The 17,147-nt window shown below is 61.2% G+C and carries 15 protein-coding genes; 9 read left to right on the top strand and 6 right to left on the bottom strand.

Features of this window, described 5'->3' with window-relative positions; genetic code table 11:
- Positions 1–174: 174 nt before the first annotated feature.
- The 9 genes from BLW24_RS11505 to BLW24_RS11465 are packed head-to-tail and all read left to right on the top strand — an operon-like array spanning position 175 to position 6,311.
- On the top strand, positions 175–912 hold the full coding sequence (locus BLW24_RS11505; RefSeq protein ID WP_090380609.1) for a class I SAM-dependent methyltransferase: 738 nt from the start codon (positions 175–177) through the stop codon (positions 910–912).
- A complete protein-coding gene (locus BLW24_RS11500; protein WP_090380606.1) occupies positions 909–1,409 on the top strand; it encodes a DUF3261 domain-containing protein in 501 nt (166 codons plus the stop codon). The genes BLW24_RS11505 and BLW24_RS11500 overlap by 4 nt, the downstream gene beginning before the upstream one ends.
- Positions 1,409–2,659 (top strand): beta-ketoacyl-[acyl-carrier-protein] synthase family protein, encoded by a 1,251-nt coding sequence (locus BLW24_RS11495; protein WP_090380603.1) that lies wholly within the window; start codon positions 1,409–1,411, stop codon positions 2,657–2,659. The genes BLW24_RS11500 and BLW24_RS11495 overlap by 1 nt, the downstream gene beginning before the upstream one ends.
- Positions 2,656–3,120 carry a hotdog family protein gene (locus tag BLW24_RS11490; RefSeq protein ID WP_090380600.1) on the top strand — a complete coding sequence of 155 codons (465 nt, stop codon included), beginning with the start codon at positions 2,656–2,658 and terminating at the stop codon, positions 3,118–3,120. Before BLW24_RS11495 ends, BLW24_RS11490 begins: the two co-directional genes overlap by 4 nt.
- 14 nt (positions 3,121–3,134) lie before the next feature.
- On the top strand, positions 3,135–3,863 hold the full coding sequence (fabG, locus tag BLW24_RS11485; RefSeq protein WP_090387707.1) for a 3-oxoacyl-ACP reductase FabG: 729 nt from the start codon (positions 3,135–3,137) through the stop codon (positions 3,861–3,863).
- Positions 3,863–5,098 (top strand): beta-ketoacyl-ACP synthase, encoded by a 1,236-nt coding sequence (locus BLW24_RS11480; protein ID WP_090387708.1) that lies wholly within the window; start codon positions 3,863–3,865, stop codon positions 5,096–5,098. Before fabG ends, BLW24_RS11480 begins: the two co-directional genes overlap by 1 nt.
- Before the next feature lie 22 nt (positions 5,099–5,120).
- Positions 5,121–5,525, top strand: a complete 405-nt coding sequence (locus tag BLW24_RS11475) for a hypothetical protein (RefSeq protein ID WP_090380597.1) — start codon at positions 5,121–5,123, stop codon at positions 5,523–5,525.
- A 23-nt stretch (positions 5,526–5,548) separates the two neighbouring features.
- Positions 5,549–5,992: an excinuclease gene (locus BLW24_RS11470; RefSeq protein WP_090380594.1), complete on the top strand. Its 444-nt coding sequence runs from the start codon at positions 5,549–5,551 to the stop codon at positions 5,990–5,992.
- Positions 5,982–6,311 (top strand): c-type cytochrome, encoded by a 330-nt coding sequence (locus BLW24_RS11465; protein WP_090380588.1) that lies wholly within the window; start codon positions 5,982–5,984, stop codon positions 6,309–6,311. Before BLW24_RS11470 ends, BLW24_RS11465 begins: the two co-directional genes overlap by 11 nt.
- Positions 6,312–6,365: 54 nt before the next feature.
- Here BLW24_RS11465 and hemE read toward each other — a convergent pair whose 3' ends face one another.
- From hemE to aroK, 6 genes are all read right to left on the bottom strand, one after another.
- Complete coding sequence (gene hemE, locus BLW24_RS11460) at positions 6,366–7,433, bottom strand: uroporphyrinogen decarboxylase (protein ID WP_090380584.1); 1,068 nt, start codon at positions 7,431–7,433, stop codon at positions 6,366–6,368.
- 305 nt (positions 7,434–7,738) lie between these two features.
- A complete protein-coding gene (locus BLW24_RS11455) occupies positions 7,739–9,157 on the bottom strand; it encodes an FAD-dependent oxidoreductase (RefSeq protein WP_090380580.1) in 1,419 nt (472 codons plus the stop codon).
- Positions 9,158–9,191: 34 nt separating this feature from the next.
- Positions 9,192–13,640: a glutamate synthase large subunit gene (gltB, locus tag BLW24_RS11450; protein ID WP_090380576.1), complete on the bottom strand. Its 4,449-nt coding sequence runs from the start codon at positions 13,638–13,640 to the stop codon at positions 9,192–9,194.
- Positions 13,641–13,881: 241 nt separating this feature from the next.
- On the bottom strand, positions 13,882–15,462 hold the full coding sequence (locus BLW24_RS11445; protein WP_090380573.1) for an SPOR domain-containing protein: 1,581 nt from the start codon (positions 15,460–15,462) through the stop codon (positions 13,882–13,884).
- A 10-nt stretch (positions 15,463–15,472) separates the two neighbouring features.
- Entirely contained in the window at positions 15,473–16,576 is a 1,104-nt protein-coding gene (gene aroB / locus BLW24_RS11440) for a 3-dehydroquinate synthase (protein WP_090380570.1), read from the bottom strand.
- A gap of 51 nt (positions 16,577–16,627) precedes the next feature.
- Positions 16,628–17,146: a shikimate kinase AroK gene (aroK, locus tag BLW24_RS11435; RefSeq protein ID WP_090380567.1), complete on the bottom strand. Its 519-nt coding sequence runs from the start codon at positions 17,144–17,146 to the stop codon at positions 16,628–16,630.
- Between the last annotated feature and the right edge of the window lies 1 nt (position 17,147).

Here is a 17,147-nt window from a genome sequence, read left to right as displayed (position 1 = left end):
GGCTCGGACAGTGACTCGTCACTGAACGTCCGCAGGACGGCCCGAAGGGCGAGCGAAGCGAGTTATGCTCATCGCTTTGCTCGCCTGCTTGACCAGCCGGAGGCTGTTACTAACGTAGCGCCTTGTATGGCTCTAGCTCGCAAGCTCGTAAAGAGGTTCAACTAAGGACAGTCGATGCACGAAGCCACCCCTGCTTCACCCACCTACGTCGAGGAAACCCGCTTCGGCTTCTGGTTCTTGCAGAGCCACGTCTGGCAGCACCATGTGCTGCGCGTGGCGATCAATGACCTGCGCGGCCTGTTCGCCGCTCCGCTGCCGGACGCGCCGGTACTGCTGGATGCCGGCTGCGGCCAGGGCAAATCCTTCGGCCTGCTCGCCGAGGCGTTCAAACCGACGCGAATAATCGGTCTGGACGCCGACCCGCACAGCCTCGACTGCTCGCGCGCCGAGGCCGAGCGCCTGGGTCTGGATGTGCAACTGCTCACCAGCGACTGCGCGGCCATCGACCTGCCGGATGCCAGCGTTGACCTGCTGTTCTGTCACCAGACCTTCCATCATCTGGTCGAGCAGGAGCAGGCCCTGGCCGAGTTCTGGCGCGTGCTCAAGCCGGGTGGTTACCTGCTGTTTGCCGAGTCGACCCAGTACTACATCGATACCTGGGTGATCCGCTGGCTGTTCCGCCACCCGATGCATGTACAGAAAAGCGCCGAGGGCTATCTGGCCATGTTGCGCAGCCAGGGCTTCGAATTTGCCGCCGAAAATATCTCCTCCCCCTATCTGTGGTGGAGCCGCTCCAAAGACTTCGGCTTGCTGGAACGCTGGGGCCTGATGAAAGCCAAGCCGGTTGGCCAACGCAACGAAACCCTGGTCAACGTGGTGGCACGCAAGCCGCTGGAGGCAACGCAGGCATGAAACGCCTCCTCCTGCTTGGCCTTGGCCTGCTGCTCAGCGCCTGCGCCGCCCACACGCCGCTACCGCTAAGCGCACCGACCTTCGACACGCCACTGCCCGCATCGCTGCGCGTCGAACGCCAGCAAGGTGCGGATCAGCAGACCTGGTGGCTGGTGGTGCAGGCAGAACAATCGGCACTGCGCTGGTCGCTGTTCGATCCCCTTGGCATCCCCCTGGCGCGGCAACTGCTGGAAGATGGCAAGTGGCGCGCCGATGGCCTGCTACCGCCCAATAGCGAAGCCCAAGAGCTGTTCGCCGCCCTGTTGTTCGCCCTTACACCTCTCGACAAGCTGCCCGCCAGCTATGCGCCGGACACTTGGCAGCAACTGGCCGACGGTCAGCGCCGGCTTAATCCGCACTGGCTGGTCGACTACCACGCGCCGCTGGATTTCACCCTGAGCCAGGGCCCGGAACTGAGTTACCGGGTCTATGCCCTCGCCGACGAAGAGATTCCCTGATGCCGGTCTACCTCAACGCACTGGGCCTTAACTGCGCCCTCGGCCAAGGCAAGCAGGCGGTGGCGACAGCGCTGTTTGCCGGCGATAGCAGCGGCATGCAGGCGCAAAGCGGCTGGGTGGCCGAGCGCGCGCTGACCGTCGGCGCCGTGCCCGGCGATTTACCTGAATTGCCCAAGCTGCCGGGCCATCCGCCGAGCCGCAATAACCAGCTGCTACTGGCCGCCGCGCAGGAAATCGAGCCAGAGCTGCGCGCCGCCATCAGCCGCTTCGGTGCCGAGCGTATCGCCGTGGTACTCGGCACCAGCACCTCAGGCATCGAAGAAGCCAGCCGGGGCATCGCCACCTACCTCAAAGAGGGCGAGTTGCCGGCGCATTATCACTATGCGCAACAGGAGCTGGCTGAACCGGCGAACTTCCTCAGTGACTGGCTGGGCCTCAGCGGGCCGTGCTTCAGTATTTCCACCGCCTGTACCTCGGGCGCCCGCGCACTGCTGAGCGCGCAGCGTCTGCTCAACCTCGGCCTGTGCGATGCGGTGATCTGCGGCGGCGTGGACAGCCTGTGCCGTCTGACCTTGAATGGCTTTTCCGCCTTGGAAGCGGTCTCGGCCGAGCGCTGCAACCCGTTCTCGGTCAATCGCCATGGCATCAATATCGGCGAGGCGGCGGCGCTGTTCTTAATGACTAAAGAGCCGATGACCAGAGAAGCGCTGCCTGGCAGTGCAGCACGGAGTGCCGTATCAATCGCCCTGCTTGGCGGCGGCGCCTGCTCGGACGCCCACCATATTTCCGCCCCTCAGCCCGACGGCCTCGGCGCCCAGGCCGCGATGCGCAAGGCCCTGGTTACAGCCGAGATCAGCGCTGAGCAGGTCGACTACCTTAACCTGCATGGCACCGCCACCACCCACAATGACGCCATGGAAAGCCAGGCCGTACAGGCTGTCTTCCCCCATGGTGTGCCCTGTTCATCGAGCAAACCCATGGTCGGTCATACACTCGGCGCGGCTGGGGCTCTGGAAGCGGCTTTCTGCTGGTTGACCTTAAGCGAATACAACCCAGAGCGACTGCTGCCCCCACACCTGTGGGACGGCCAGGCTGATCCGGCCTTGCCGGCGCTGAATCTGGTGGCGCCCGGAGCACCGCTGAGCGGCAACCGGCCACGCCGGCTGATGAGCAATTCCTTCGCCTTTGGTGGCAACAATATCAGCCTGCTCTTGGGTGAAGATTTGGGCAAAGCAGGAGAACACCCATGAGCCAATGGCCAATCGCCGAACTGATTCCCCACGCCGCTGACATGATCCTGATCGACCGGGTGCTGCGCTTTGGCGACGAGGACATCGAAACCCAGCTCAGCGTGCGTGACGGCGGCCTATTCAGCCTGGAGGACGGCAGCCTGCCGGCCTGGGTTGGCATTGAGCTGATGGCGCAGAGCGTGGCGGCCTACGCCGGCTGCCAGGCACGTCTGCGCGGCGAACCCGTGGAGCTGGGCTTTCTGCTCGGCACGCGCAAGTACGAATGCAATGTCGAACGTTTCCCGGCCGGAGCCGAGCTGCATATCCATGCGAGCCGCTCGCTGCAGGATGACAACGGCATGGGCGTATTCGAATGTCAGCTACGCGGCCCGGGCATTGAGGCCCTGGCCAGGCTTAACGTATTCCGTCCACCCCAGGTGGCCAGCTATCTTCAGGAAGAATTCGAGGGCTCTCAGTCATGAGCGAACAAGCAGCCATAAGCGAAACCATTCTGGTCACCGGCTCCAGCCGTGGTATCGGCCGGGCGATTGCCCTGCGTCTGGCCAAGGGCGGCTATGACATCGTGCTGCACTGCCGCGCCCGCCGCGAGGAAGCCGAAGCGGTGCAGGCGCAGATTCTTGAGCTGGGCCAGCAGGCGCGCATTCTGCAGTTCGACGTGTCCGACCGCGCTGCCTGCCGCGCGGCGCTGGAGGCCGATGTCGAGCAGCACGGCGCCTATTACGGCGTAGTGTGCAACGCCGGTCTGACCCGCGACGGCGCCTTCCCGGCGCTGAGCGAGGAGGACTGGGACATCGTCATGCGCACCAATCTGGACGGTTTCTATAACGTGCTGCATCCGCTGACCATGCCGATGATCCGGCGGCGCAAGGCCGGGCGCATTGTCTGCATCACCTCCGTATCCGGGCTGATCGGCAACCGCGGCCAGGTCAACTACAGCGCCTCCAAGGCCGGCATTATCGGTGCGGCCAAGGCCTTGGCGATCGAGCTGGGCAAGCGCAAGATCACGGTCAACTGCGTGGCGCCGGGGCTGATCGATACTGAGATTCTCGATGCCGATGTACCCATCGAGGAAATCCTCAAGATGGTCCCGGCCGCTCGCATGGGCACCCCGGAAGAAGTGGCCGGCGCGGTGAATTTTCTGATGTCCGAGGAGGCGGCCTACATTACCCGCCAGGTCCTCGCGGTGAACGGTGGGTTGTGCTGATGAACGGATGCAAACGGGTTGTAGTCACCGGCATGGCCGGGGTGACCTCGCTGGGCAGCGACTGGCCGACGATTGAGGCGAATTTCAAGGCCGGCAAGAGCGGTATCCGCTATATGCACGAGTGGGACAGATTCAGCGAGCTGAACACCCGCCTCGGCGGCCCAGTGGATGACTTTGTGCAACCCAAGCACTGGAACCGCAAGCAGACCCGCAGCATGGGCCGGGTCTCGAAACTGGTGGTGTACGCCGCCGAGCGCGCCCTGGAACATGCCGGCCTGCTCGGCGACGAGTCGATCAAGGACGGCCGGATGGGCGTGGCCTGTGGTTCCTCCACCGGCAGTACCGACGAGATCAAGGCGTTCGGCAATATGCTGCTCAACTCGGTGGCCGATGGCCTTAACGCCAACTCCTATATCCGCATGATGCCGCATACCACAGCGGCCAATATCAGCATTTTCTTCGGCCTCAAGGGCCGCCTGATCCCTACCTCCAGCGCCTGCACCAGCGGCAGCCAAGGCATCGGCTACGCCTATGAGGCGATCAAGTTCGGCCGCCTGCCCATGATGCTCGCCGGTGGTGCCGAGGAACTCTGCCCGACCGAGGCCATGGTCTTCGATGCGCTGTACGCCACCAGCCTGAAGAACGATGCGCCGCACACCTCGCCGCGCCCCTACGACAGCGGCCGCGATGGTCTGGTGATCGGGGAAGGCGCCGGCATTCTGGTGCTGGAAGAGCTGGAACATGCACTGGCACGGGGCGCGACCATCCACGCCGAGATTGTCGGTTTTGGCTGCAACGCCGACGGCCAGCACGCCACCAAACCGGTGCAGGCGACCATGCGCGGGGCGATGGAGCTGGCGCTGCAGGATGCCGGCCTGGCGCCTTCCGCCATCGGTTACGTCAACGGCCATGGCACCGCCACCGACCAGGGCGACGTCGCCGAGACCCTGGCGACCCAGGAACTGTTCGGCAGCCAGATGCCGATCAGCTCGCAGAAGAGCTACTTCGGCCACACCCTGGGCGCCTGTGGCGCGCTGGAGTCCTGGTTCAGCATCGAAATGATGAACGCGAACAGCTATGTGCCGACCCTGAACCTGGATACGGTCGACCCGGCCTGCGGCGAACTCGACTACCTGCGCGGTGAGTTCCGCCAGATGAGCCACCAGTACGTGATGAACAACAACTTCGCCTTTGGCGGGGTCAACACCTCGCTGATCTTTAAACGCTGGACCTAAACCACAGGACAAGGAGTCCACCATGTACCGCTTGAGCAAACTGCTACTGGTCAGCCTCGCTATCGTTTCTTTGCTGGCCTGCAGCCGGGTGCAACCGATCCGCGAAATTCATCAACCCGTGCCGCTCGCCAACTACAACGGCGACTTTCATCAAATCCTGCTGAAAGCACTGGCACACGGCAAATGGGTAGTCGAAGAAGACAGGCCGCAACAGATCCTGGCGCGCATCGACTTCCGGGGTCACAGCGCCTCAATTACCCTTAATTACAGTGCAACCCGTTATGACATTCTGTATCGCGACAGCGAAAAGCTACGCTATGCAGACGGCAAGATTCACAAGCGCTACAACGCGCTGCTGAAACGCTTGCACGGCTTGACCCAGCACTATATGAAACTGTCTGTCACCCCTGAGCCAAGCAACTCATAAACATAAGAACCATGGAGGTCACCATGAAATTGCGCCACCTACTCGTTGCTGTTGCGTGCTTCGCGGCACTGCCGAGCATCAGCCAGGCCCGCGACACCGCCCACTTCCTGCCCTTCGAGGCCGCCGTGCAGGAAGCCCTGAATGCCGGCCGCCTTGACGGCAGCGTGAAGTTCTACCTGGCGGGTAACAAACCGGCCGGTTCGGTCAGCGTGATCAAATCCGGAGTGACCACCAGTCAGAAGACCAACGCCTTCAACAAGAGCGATGAAGCTGCCTGCAGCTGGGCCCTGCAGTCCGCGCTGATCCGCTTCCAAAAGGCCGCCAAGGCTGCCGGCGCCAATGCCGTGGTCGACCTGGCCAGCAACTACAAGAACGTCGAGTACAAGGACAGCCAGAAGTACGAATGCCACGCCGGTGCGGTGATGGCGGGCGTCGCCCTCAAGGGAAACCTGGCCAATGTCAAATAAGCCGGCGCTGCTTGGCCTGCTTGGCGCGCTGACTCTGCTCGTCAGCCTGCCCGCGCAGGCTGAAGTGGACGGCCAGCAGCTGTACCGCCAGCACTGCGCCAAATGCCACGCCGAAGACGGCCGCGCCAACACCCTGCGCGGCTGGTTGTACTTTGCGCAGAACCTGAGCAAAGCCAAGTGGCAGGACAACAACAGCGACAGCGATATTCTCGAAGCCATTCAGGAAGGCCCAGGCGCCATGCCCGGCTACGCCGACAAGCTCAGCGAAGCCGAGCAACTGGCGCTGCTACGGGCCGTGCGCGATTTGCGTAAGCCCTGAACAAGTCGTGGATAAAACACAGGCCGCTAATGCGGCCTTTGTTTTGTGCAGGTTTTATTGATGGTACTGCGCGGACAACTCATGCACCGCTTCGAAAAACGCGCCAGCGTGAGCCGGGTCGACTTCCGGAGTGATGCCGTGGCCAAGGTTGAACACCTGACCGCTGCCATGCCCGTAAGCCGCGAGAATGCGCCCGACTTCGGCGCGGATCGCCGCCGGGTTGGCGTACAGCACGCTCGGGTCCATATTGCCCTGCAGCGCCACCTTGCTGCCAACGCGGGCACGGGCGCTGCCAATGTCACAGGTCCAGTCCAGGCCCAGGGCCTCGGCACCGCTGTCGGCCATGGATTCCAGCCACAGACCGCCACCCTTGGTGAACAGGATCACCGGCACACGGCGCCCATCGTGCTCGCGAATCAGGCCGTCGATGATCTTCTGCATATAAGCCAGGGAGAACTCCTGATACGCCGCCGCCGACAGGCTGCCGCCCCAGGAGTCGAAAATCTGCACGGCCTGCGCACCGGCCTTGATCTGCCCATTGAGGTAGGCGGTCACCGACTGCGCCAGCTTGTCGAGCAGCGCATGCATGGCCTGCGGGTTGCCGTAAAGCATGGCCTTGGACTTGCGGAAATCCTTCGACGAGCCCCCTTCGACCATATAGGTGGCCAGCGTCCAGGGGCTGCCGGTGAAGCCGATCAGTGGTACGCGGCCATTCAGCTCACGGCGAATGGTACGCACGGCGTCCATCACATAACCCAGGTCCTGCTCCGGATCGGGGATCGGCAGCGCTTCGATATCGGCCATGGAGCTGATGACTTTCTTGAAACGCGGGCCTTCGCCGGTTTCAAAATACAGGCCCTGGCCCATGGCATCGGGGATGGTCAGGATGTCCGAGAACAGAATCGCTGCGTCCAGCTGCGGGTAACGATCCAGCGGCTGGATGGTGACCTCACAGGCCAGCTCCGGGTTCTTCATCAGGCTGACGAAATCACCGGCCTTGGCGCGGGTGGCGCGGTACTCCGGCAGATAACGACCGGCCTGACGCATCATCCATACCGGAGTGACGTCGACAGGTTGCTTGAGCAGAGCACGGAGGAAGCGGTCATTCTTCAGGGTGGACATGGCAGGGCTCCTGGAAATCAGCAGGGAAACTTCACGGCGGAAAGTATGCGGACCGCCGCCATGCGGCGCCCCCTCCTCCGGGCGGGTTCCCGGATCGCTGGCGCACCGCGCACCGCGCACCGTGGCGCAGAAAAAGTGCGGGCATTTTCGCAGACCCAAAAACAAAAGGCACGGCGAGTGCCGTGCCTTTTGTCTATCGAGTCAATTTGTCGCGGGAAAACACTTTTGTGGGAGGGGCTTCAGCCGCGATGCAGCTGATTTAAAACTCGCGGCTAAAGCCACTCCCACAGGTACAGCGCAGTAGCTTAGACGCCGAGATAATCCAAAATGCCTTCGGCGGCATTGCGACCTTCGAAGATCGCCGTCACCACCAAATCGGAACCGCGAACCATATCGCCACCGGCGAAGATCTTCGGGTTGCTGGTCTGGTGCTTGAACTGGCTCTGCTCTGGCGCGACCACGCGGCCCTGGCTGTCGGTTTCGATCTCGAAATCGCTGAACCACGCAGCTGGGCTTGGACGGAAACCGAAGGCGATCAGCACGGCTTCCGCCGGGATGATTTCCTCGGAGCCCGGAATCGGCTCGGGGCTGCGACGGCCACGGGCATCCGGCTCGCCGAGACGGGTCTCGACCACCTTGACGCCTTCAACCTTGTCTTCACCAACGATGGCGATGGGCTGACGGTTAAAGAGGAATTTCACCCCTTCTTCCTTGGCGTTCTTCACTTCCTTGCGCGAGCCCGGCATGTTTTCTTCGTCGCGGCGATAGGCACAGGTGACCGACTTGGCGCCCTGGCGAATCGAGGTACGGTTGCAGTCCATCGCGGTGTCGCCGCCGCCGAGGACGACGATGCGCTTGCCCTTCATGTCGATAAAGTCTTCCGCGTTCTTCTCGAAACCGAGGTTGCGGTTGACGTTGGCGATCAGGAAATCCAGCGCATCGGTAACGCCTGGCAGGTCTTCACCGGGGAAGCCGCCCTTCATGTAGGTGTAGGTGCCCATGCCCATAAACACGGCATCGTACTCATCCAGCAGCTGCTGCATGGTGATGTCTGTACCGATTTCGGTGTTCAGGCGGAACTCGACGCCCATGCCGGTGAAGACTTCGCGGCGATTGCTCAGCACGCTCTTCTCCAGCTTGAACTCGGGGATGCCGAAGGTCAGCAGACCGCCGATTTCCGGGTTCTTGTCGAACACTACCGGGGTCACGCCGTTGCGCACCAGGACGTCGGCGCAGCCCAGGCCAGCAGGACCGGCACCGATCACGGCAACGCGCTTGCAAGTCGGTACCACACGCGACATGTCCGGGCGCCAGCCCATGGCGAACGCCGTATCGGTGATGTACTTCTCCACCGAACCGATGGTCACCGCACCGAAGCCGTCATTCAGGGTGCAGGCACCCTCGCACAGGCGGTCCTGCGGACACACGCGGCCGCAGACTTCCGGCAGGGTGTTGGTCTGGTGCGACAATTCAGCGGCGGCGAGGATGTTGCCCTCGGACACCAGCTTGAGCCAGTTGGGAATGAAGTTGTGCACCGGGCACTTCCATTCGCAATAGGGGTTGCCGCAGCCCAGGCAACGGTGTGCCTGGTCGGCCGCTTGCGCAGGCTTGAAGTTGTCGTAAATCTCGACGAACTCTTTCTTACGCTGACGCAACAGTTTCTTCTTCGGGTCTTTGCGCCCGACTTCGATGAACTGGAAGTCGTTATTCAGACGTTCAGTCATTGCAATACCTCATCAAACCACTTCAGGCGCATTCTTATTGCGGGTTGGCACGGGTGCTGGAGAGCAACGACTTCAGGCTTGCCGCCTTCGGTTTGACCAGCCAGAACTTGCGCAGGTAGTCGTCCAGGTTTTCCAGCAGGTTGATGCCCCACTCACTCGATGTTTCCTGGACGTACTCGGTGAGTACGCGCCCCAGGTGGCTACGGTACGCCTCCATCGACTCATTGTTGATCCGCTGAATCTCCACCAACTCGTGGTTAACGCGGTCGTAGAAACTGTTATCCAGGTCGAGCACGTAGGCGAAACCGCCGGTCATGCCCGAGCCGAAGTTGTAGCCGGTCTTGCCCAGCACGCAGACGAAACCACCGGTCATGTATTCGCAGCAATGGTCGCCCGTGCCTTCCACTACGGTGTGGGCACCGGAGTTACGCACGGCGAAACGCTCGCCCGCAGTACCCGCTGCGAACAGCTTGCCACCGGTGGCACCGTACAGGCAGGTGTTGCCGATAATGGCGCTGTCCTGGGCTTTGAACGGGCTGCCTTGCGGCGGAGTAATCACCAGCTTGCCGCCGGTCATGCCCTTGCCGACGTAGTCGTTGGCGTCGCCTTCCAGATACAGGTTCAGACCACCGGCGTTCCACACACCGAAGCTCTGGCCCGCAGTGCCCTTGAAGCGGAAGGTGATCGGCGCCTTGGCCATGCCCTGGTTGCCGTGTTTGCGGGCGATTTCGCCGGAAACACGGGCACCAATGGAACGGTCGCAGTTGCAGATTTCCAGATCAATTTCAGCACCGCTGGCAGCCTCAATCGCCGGTTTGGCCAACTCGACCATCTTCTCGGCCAGCAGACCTTCGTCGAACGGCGGGTTCTTCTCGACCAGGCAAAACTGCGGCTTGTCCGCCGGAATGTGGTCGCTGCCGAGCAACGGCGTCAGATCCAGATGACCCTGCTTAGCTGTTTCGCCCGGCAGCATTTCCAGCAGATCGGTACGCCCGATCAACTCTTCCAGGCTGCGTACGCCCAGCTTGGCCAACCACTCGCGGGTTTCTTCGGCGACGTAGGTGAAGAAGTTCATCACCATTTCGACGGTGCCGATGAAGTGGTCCTTGCGCAGCTTGTCGTTCTGCGTGGCCACGCCGGTGGCGCAGTTGTTCAGGTGACAGATACGCAGGTATTTGCAGCCCAGAGCGATCATCGGCGCAGTACCGAAGCCGAAGCTTTCGGCGCCGAGGATGGCAGCCTTGATCACGTCCAGGCCGGTCTTCAGGCCGCCGTCGGTCTGCACCCGTACCTTGCCGCGCAGGTCGTTGCCGCGCAGGGTCTGGTGGGTTTCGGCCAGGCCGAGTTCCCACGGCGCACCGGCGTACTTGATTGAGGTCAGCGGCGATGCGCCGGTACCACCGTCGTAACCGGAAATGGTGATCAGGTCGGCGTAGGCCTTGGCCACACCGGCGGCGATGGTGCCGACACCGGCTTCCGCCACCAGCTTGACCGACACCAGTGCAGCCGGGTTGACCTGCTTGAGGTCATAGATCAGCTGCGCCAGGTCTTCGATGGAATAGATGTCGTGGTGCGGCGGCGGCGAAATCAGGGTCACGCCCGGCACTGCATAACGCAGTTTGGCGATCAGACCGTTGACCTTACCGCCCGGCAGCTGGCCGCCCTCACCGGGCTTGGCGCCCTGTGCCACCTTGATCTGCAGCACTTCGGCGTTGACCAGATACTCCGGCGTCACGCCGAAACGGCCAGTGGCCACCTGCTTGATCTTCGAGCTGCGCACGGTGCCGTAACGGGCGGGATCTTCACCACCCTCACCGGAGTTGGAGCGCGCGCCCAGGCGGTTCATCGCCTCGGCAATCGCTTCGTGAGCCTCCGGCGACAATGCACCCAGCGAGATACCAGCCGAGTCGAAGCGCTTGAGAATCTCGCCCAGCGGCTCAACCTGATCCAGCGCCAATGGCTGATCGACCAGTTTCAGTTGCAACAGGTCGCGCAGCATCGACACCGGACGGGTGTCGACCAGCGTGGTGTATTCCTTGAATTTCTCGTAGCTGCCCTGCTGCACAGCCGCCTGCAGGGTGTTGACCACATCCGGGTTGTAGGCGTGGTACTCACCGCCGTAGACGAACTTGAGCAGGCCACCTTGCTGGATCGATTTGCGCGCGTTCCAGGCTTCGGCCGCCAGCAGCTTCTGCTCGTTTTCGATATCGACGAAGCGCGCGCCCTTGATGCGGCTGGCCACACCACGGAAGCACAGCTCGGTGACGTCATCGGCCAGGCCGACCGCTTCAAACAGCTGCGCACCACGGTAGGACGCCACGGTGGAGATGCCCATCTTCGACAGGATCTTCAGCAGGCCCTTGGAGATGCCTTTGCGGTAGTGCTTGAACACTTCGTACAGATCGCCCAGCACTTCGCCGGTGCGGATCAGGTCGCCCAGCACTTCGTAAGCGAGGAACGGATACACCGCCGACGCGCCGAAGCCGAGCAGCACAGCATAGTGATGCGGATCGCGGGCAGTTGCGGTCTCGACCAGGATGTTGCAGTCGCAGCGCAGGCCTTTTTCGGTCAGACGGTGGTGAATCGCACCAGTGACCAGCGAGGCGTGAGCCGGCAGCTTGCCCGGGGCGATATGACGGTCAGACAGAACCAGCAGCACCTTGCCGGCACGCACCGCTTCTTCAGCCTGATCGGCCATGTTGCGCACGGCGGCTTCCAGGCCAATCGACTCATCGTAGTTCATGTCGATCAGCTGACGCTCGAAGCCCGGACGATCCAGGTTCATCAAGGCGCGCCACTTGGCCGGCGAGATCACCGGACTGCTGAGAATCACCCGTGCGGCGTGCTCAGGCGACTCTTCGAAGATGTTGCGCTCGGCACCGAGGCAGATCTCCAGCGACATGACGATGGCTTCACGCAGCGGGTCGATCGGCGGATTGGTGACCTGAGCGAACTGCTGGCGAAAATAGTCGTACGGCGAGCGCACGCGCTGGCTGAGCACGGCCATTGGCGTGTCATCGCCCATGGAGCCGACCGCTTCCTGGCCTTGTTCGCCCAGCGGACGCAGCACCTGATCACGCTCTTCGAAGGTGACCTGGTACATCTTCATGTACTGCTTGAGCTGGTCGACGTCGTAAAACGCCGAACCGTGGTCACGGTCTTCCAGGGTCGCCTGAATGCGCTGGGCACTCTTGCGCATCCACTGCTTGTAGGGATGACGCGACTTCAGACGGTTGTCGATGTCGTCGCTGCCGAGGATCTGCCCGGTTTCGGTGTCCACCGCAAGAATCTGCCCCGGGCCGACGCGGCCCTTGGCCAACACGTCCTCGGGTGCGTAGTTCCACACGCCGATTTCCGAGGCCAGGGTGATGTAACCATTCTTGGTAGTGACCCAGCGCGCCGGACGCAGACCGTTACGGTCGAGCAGGCACACGGCATGGCGGCCATCGGTGAGTACCACACCGGCCGGACCATCCCAAGGCTCCATGTGCATGGAGTTGTATTCGTAGAACGCGCGCAGGTCGGCGTCCATGGTTTCGACGTTCTGCCAGGCTGGCGGAATGATCATCCGCACGCCACGGAACAGGTCGATGCCGCCGGTGACCATCAGCTCAAGCATGTTGTCCATGCTCGAGGAGTCGGAACCCACGCGGTTGACCAGCGGGCCGAGCTCTTCGAGATCAAAGATCTGGTCGTTGGCGAACTTCAGGCGACGCGCCTGCGCCCAGTTGCGGTTACCGGTGATGGTGTTGATTTCACCGTTGTGCGCGAGGAAGCGGAACGGCTGAGCCAGCGGCCACTTCGGCAGGGTGTTGGTTGAGAAGCGCTGGTGGAACACGCAAATGGCGGTTTGCAGGCGCTCGTCACCCAGGTCCGGGTAGAACTGCTGCAGGTCGGCCGGCATCATCAGGCCTTTGTAGATGATGGTCTTGTGCGAAAAGCTGCAGATGTAGTGATCGCTGTCAGCGGCGTTGGCCACCGAGGAACGGCGACGAGCGCTGAACAGCTTGATGGCAAATTCCTGATCGGACAGGCCTTCACCGCCGATAAACACCTGCTCGATCTGCGGCAGACGCTCAAGCGCCAGGCGACCGAGCACGCTGCTGTCGATTGGCACTTTGCGCCAGCCAACCAGGCTCAGGCCGGCAGCGAGAATCTCGCGATTCATGTTTTCGCGGGCCGCTTCGGCTTTAACCGGGTCCTGGTTGAGGAACACCATGCCAACGGCGTACTGCTTGGGCAACTCGACGGCAAAGTGCTGCTGGGCCATGGCCCGTAGGAAAGCATCAGGCTTCTGGATCAGCAGACCGCAACCGTCACCGGTCTTACCGTCGGCGTTGATCCCGCCACGGTGGGTCATGCATGTCAGGGCTTCAATCGCGGTCTGCAGCAGGTGATGGCTAGCCTCACCCTGCATATGGGCGATAAGGCCGAAGCCGCAGTTATCCTTGAACTCATCAGGACGGTACAAACCTGCTTTCATAGGGACTCTCACCAGACGGCCTATCACAAGGCAATTACTTTCTAATTCAACCACTTACCATGCGCGCAGGACTAAACCCCCAGCTTTGCGCAGGCGAAAGGGCAGTCATTGTACATACCCACCTAGGCCGTCACAAATCTTAGTGACGAAGCCTTGAAAAAATATGTCGCTAAAACGAAGGATAAGACCGGGAGGTCGTGGTAGCGACCGACCGGTCAGCGCAAGCGCTGAAGGGAATCAGCTAGCGCGCCTGAGCAATCTCTTGCTGAATGCCAGCAAAGTTGCGCGGCCACGGCTTACCAGCCTGCACTTTTGCAGGCAGGGTACGCAAGGCAGCCTGCGCCGCATCACGCGTGGCAAAGCTGCCATAGGTAACCACATAGAGCGGCTTGCCCTGATGCTGCTTTTTGAAATAGTGGTAATCCGCGCCATTGGCTTTTACAAAAGCCTGCGCACCACTTTCCAACCGAGCCCCAAGGATCTGCAGGGTATAACGCGAACCCGCCTGCGCGGCATACCAATCACCACCAGCAGCGGGCTTGACCGCAGCGACCGGAGCTTGCGGCTTAATTGTCGGCGGCACAGCAGCCGTCACTGGCGCAACCGGCTTGACCACCGGCGCAGCAGGCGGAGCAACCACAGGTGCTACCTTAACTGGTTCAGACACCATAGGCGCCACCGGAACACTCGTCGATACAGCCGCCTCAGGCGCGATATCCGCAGCACTTGACGCACTCGCAGCGTCAGCCTTTTCCGCGTCACTCAAACCTGCCGCCTGCGCCAAAGGTTCACGGATAACCGGCTGCGCCTCACCTACCAAAGGCAGCGGGAGCGGCTGATTGGCACCCTCAAACTGAATCGATGGTGCAACCGCAGAAGCACTCGGCGCGCCCGGCTCCACAACCACAGCAGGCGGAGGAGTTTCACCGAGTGGCAACTGCGCAATCACCGGCACACCTACATCCTCAACCACTCGCCCCTGCATAAACCAGGCAGCCAACACTCCGATCGCCACCACACAGAGAGCCAGCAAATGCTTGCGCGGTAAACTGAAAGAAAAACTGCCACGGCTCGCCGCACCGCGCTGCGCCAACATCGCCTCAACCAGCGACTCGCGCGCAACCTGATTGATTACGCCCGGCCAGCCGAAAGATTGCTCATGAATATCTGCAATCTGGTCATCGCTCAGCACCTCAATAGCCTGCCCCGCCCCCTCAAGACGCTGAGCCAGATATTCGCGCGTCTCATCCTCGCTATAAGGCTGCAACTCGATGACATGAAAGCACTCATCGCCAGCCGCCACACGTTCGAGACGCGGCAGCAACTGCGAATCAGCAAACAGAAAAACATGCGGACGCCCTTCCGTACTGCCAACCGCCAGACTCAGCAAGCTGCTCAACGCCGCATCACTGAGATCCTCAGCATCATCAACCAGCACATAGACTTCCTGCCCGGTCAGCGCTAATTGCCCAACCTGCGCCAGAATGGCCGGCAACTCTGGCCGCTGCACCTGCAGCCCCTGCGCGACTTGACGCAAAATACTCGCCGGATCCGAAGCGCCCTTGGCGGAAACAACAACACTCTGCACTGCCTGTTTATTGGTACTGGCTACCAACGCCTGGCGCAGCAAGGTTTTACCACTGCCATCCGGCCCACTGACCACCAGCAACAACTGGCTATAGCGCGCCAAATGGTGCAACTGACCAAGTACCGGCTTACGCTGCGCTGGAAAAAACTTGAACCCCGGTACCCGCGCAGCAAAGGGGTCATGAGTGAAGTGGTAATGATCGAGAAACGCCTCATCAGCATGCAGACTTGTCATGGGACACTCGTTAATTTTTAAGCTGAGCCAGCTGCACCGCATAGTCTGCGCTCAGCGCGGCATTCAAAATTTCCCGGGGAAAATCACCGGTTACAACCGCCTCACCCAAGCTGCGCAGCAACACAAGGCGCAGCTTGCCATCAAGCACTTTCTTGTCGACCGCCATATGCTCCATAAAGTCTTCAGGTGTCATTTCCTCAGGTGGAGCAACCGGTAAGCCCGCAGCAATAAACAACCTAACGGCACGCTCACGCTCGGCCGCGCTAATCCAGCCCAACCGCTCAGACATATCCAGCGCCATCACCGTACCGGCTGCAACAGCCTCGCCATGCAGCCAAACACCGTAGCCCATGTGCGTTTCGATGGCATGGCCAAAGGTATGACCCAGGTTCAGGGTTGCCCGCACGCCAGACTCACGCTCATCCGCCGCCACCACCCGAGCCTTGGCCGCACAGGAGCGGGCAATTGCCGTCGTCAATGCAGCCTGATCAAGCGCACGCAGCGCAGGCATATTCTCTTCGAGCCAGGACAGGAACAGCTCGTCACAGATCAGACCGTACTTGATCACCTCAGCCAAACCAGCAGATAACTCACGCGCAGGCAAAGTGGCCAGCGTAGCGGTATCGATCAACACGGCTTGCGGCTGGTAGAAGGCACCGACCATATTCTTACCCAACGGATGGTTGATCCCGGTCTTGCCGCCGACCGATGAGTCAACCTGCGACAACAGCGTGGTTGGCACCTGGATAAAATTCACACCGCGCTGGTAACACGACGCGGCAAACCCCGCCATATCACCAATTACACCGCCACCCAAAGCGATGACAGTCGTGCGCCGATCATGCCGCGCACCCAGCAACCCATCAAAAACCAGCTGCAGGGTTTCCCAGGTTTTATAACTCTCACCATCGGGCAAAACTACGGAGGTAATGGAATAACCCGCGAGCGAACGCTCAAGCGCAGCAAGATAAAGGGGGGCAACTGTCTCGTTGGTCACTATCGCGACTTGCCGGCCCACTATATGGGTAGCCAACAAATCCGCACGAGCCAACAGCTCGGCACCGATATAGATCGGGTAGCTGCGTTCACCAAGATCGACATTTAGAGTCTGCATAAAGCCCCCAGGTTACAAAGGGGCCTAGGATAGCGCAGTTCAGCCTGCGCTTTAACGGGGAGAAAGCGCCTCAAGACGCTCAAGAATCTCTTGCACAACCAGACGAGGCGGACGCTCGTCGGTTTCAACCACAACGTCGGCGATTTCACGGTAAAGCGGATCACGAACCGCCAATAACTCAGCTAGAACCTTACCCGGATCCGCCGAACGCAACAGCGGTCGATTGCGATCACGCGAAGTGCGATCCACCTGCTGCTCCACAGAAGCATGTAAGTAGACCACATGACCGCCACGCCTTAGCGCAACACGATTTTCGGCGCGCATTACCGCCCCACCACCGGTTGCCAAGACCATACCGTCAACATCACAAAGCTCTGCAATTACCGCCTGCTCGCGCTCACGAAAACCCTGCTCGCCTTCAACATCAAAGATCCAGGGAATATCCGCGCCCGTGCGCTGCTCAATCTCTTTATCAGAGTCTTTGAACGGCAACCGTAACTCTTTAGCAAGCAAGCGTCCGATGGTGCTTTTACCAGCGCCCATCGGACCTACAAGGATCAAGTTCCGCACT

This window comes from Pseudomonas anguilliseptica (assembly GCF_900105355.1).
In the GTDB taxonomy this organism is placed as follows: domain Bacteria; phylum Pseudomonadota; class Gammaproteobacteria; order Pseudomonadales; family Pseudomonadaceae; genus Aquipseudomonas; species Aquipseudomonas anguilliseptica.
Note: the sequence above shows the minus strand (reverse complement) of the source record. Positions and strands in the feature narration are given on the sequence as shown.

What these genes read in the sequence shown, in the direction of transcription:
- BLW24_RS11505 (WP_090380609.1), top strand. Translation starts at nt 175, where the DNA reads ATGCACGAAGCCACCCCTGCTTCACCCACCTACGTCGAGGAAACCCGC.
- BLW24_RS11500 (WP_090380606.1), top strand. Translation starts at nt 909, where the DNA reads ATGAAACGCCTCCTCCTGCTTGGCCTTGGCCTGCTGCTCAGCGCCTGC.
- BLW24_RS11495 (WP_090380603.1), top strand. Translation starts at nt 1,409, where the DNA reads ATGCCGGTCTACCTCAACGCACTGGGCCTTAACTGCGCCCTCGGCCAA.
- BLW24_RS11490 (WP_090380600.1), top strand. Translation starts at nt 2,656, where the DNA reads ATGAGCCAATGGCCAATCGCCGAACTGATTCCCCACGCCGCTGACATG.
- BLW24_RS11480 (WP_090387708.1), top strand. Translation starts at nt 3,863, where the DNA reads ATGAACGGATGCAAACGGGTTGTAGTCACCGGCATGGCCGGGGTGACC.
- BLW24_RS11475 (WP_090380597.1), top strand. Translation starts at nt 5,121, where the DNA reads ATGTACCGCTTGAGCAAACTGCTACTGGTCAGCCTCGCTATCGTTTCT.
- BLW24_RS11470 (WP_090380594.1), top strand. Translation starts at nt 5,549, where the DNA reads ATGAAATTGCGCCACCTACTCGTTGCTGTTGCGTGCTTCGCGGCACTG.
- BLW24_RS11465 (WP_090380588.1), top strand. Translation starts at nt 5,982, where the DNA reads ATGTCAAATAAGCCGGCGCTGCTTGGCCTGCTTGGCGCGCTGACTCTG.
- hemE (WP_090380584.1), bottom strand. Translation starts at nt 7,433, where the DNA reads ATGTCCACCCTGAAGAATGACCGCTTCCTCCGTGCTCTGCTCAAGCAA.
- BLW24_RS11455 (WP_090380580.1), bottom strand. Translation starts at nt 9,157, where the DNA reads ATGACTGAACGTCTGAATAACGACTTCCAGTTCATCGAAGTCGGGCGC.
- gltB (WP_090380576.1), bottom strand. Translation starts at nt 13,640, where the DNA reads ATGAAAGCAGGTTTGTACCGTCCTGATGAGTTCAAGGATAACTGCGGC.
- BLW24_RS11445 (WP_090380573.1), bottom strand. Translation starts at nt 15,462, where the DNA reads ATGACAAGTCTGCATGCTGATGAGGCGTTTCTCGATCATTACCACTTC.
- aroB (WP_090380570.1), bottom strand. Translation starts at nt 16,576, where the DNA reads ATGCAGACTCTAAATGTCGATCTTGGTGAACGCAGCTACCCGATCTAT.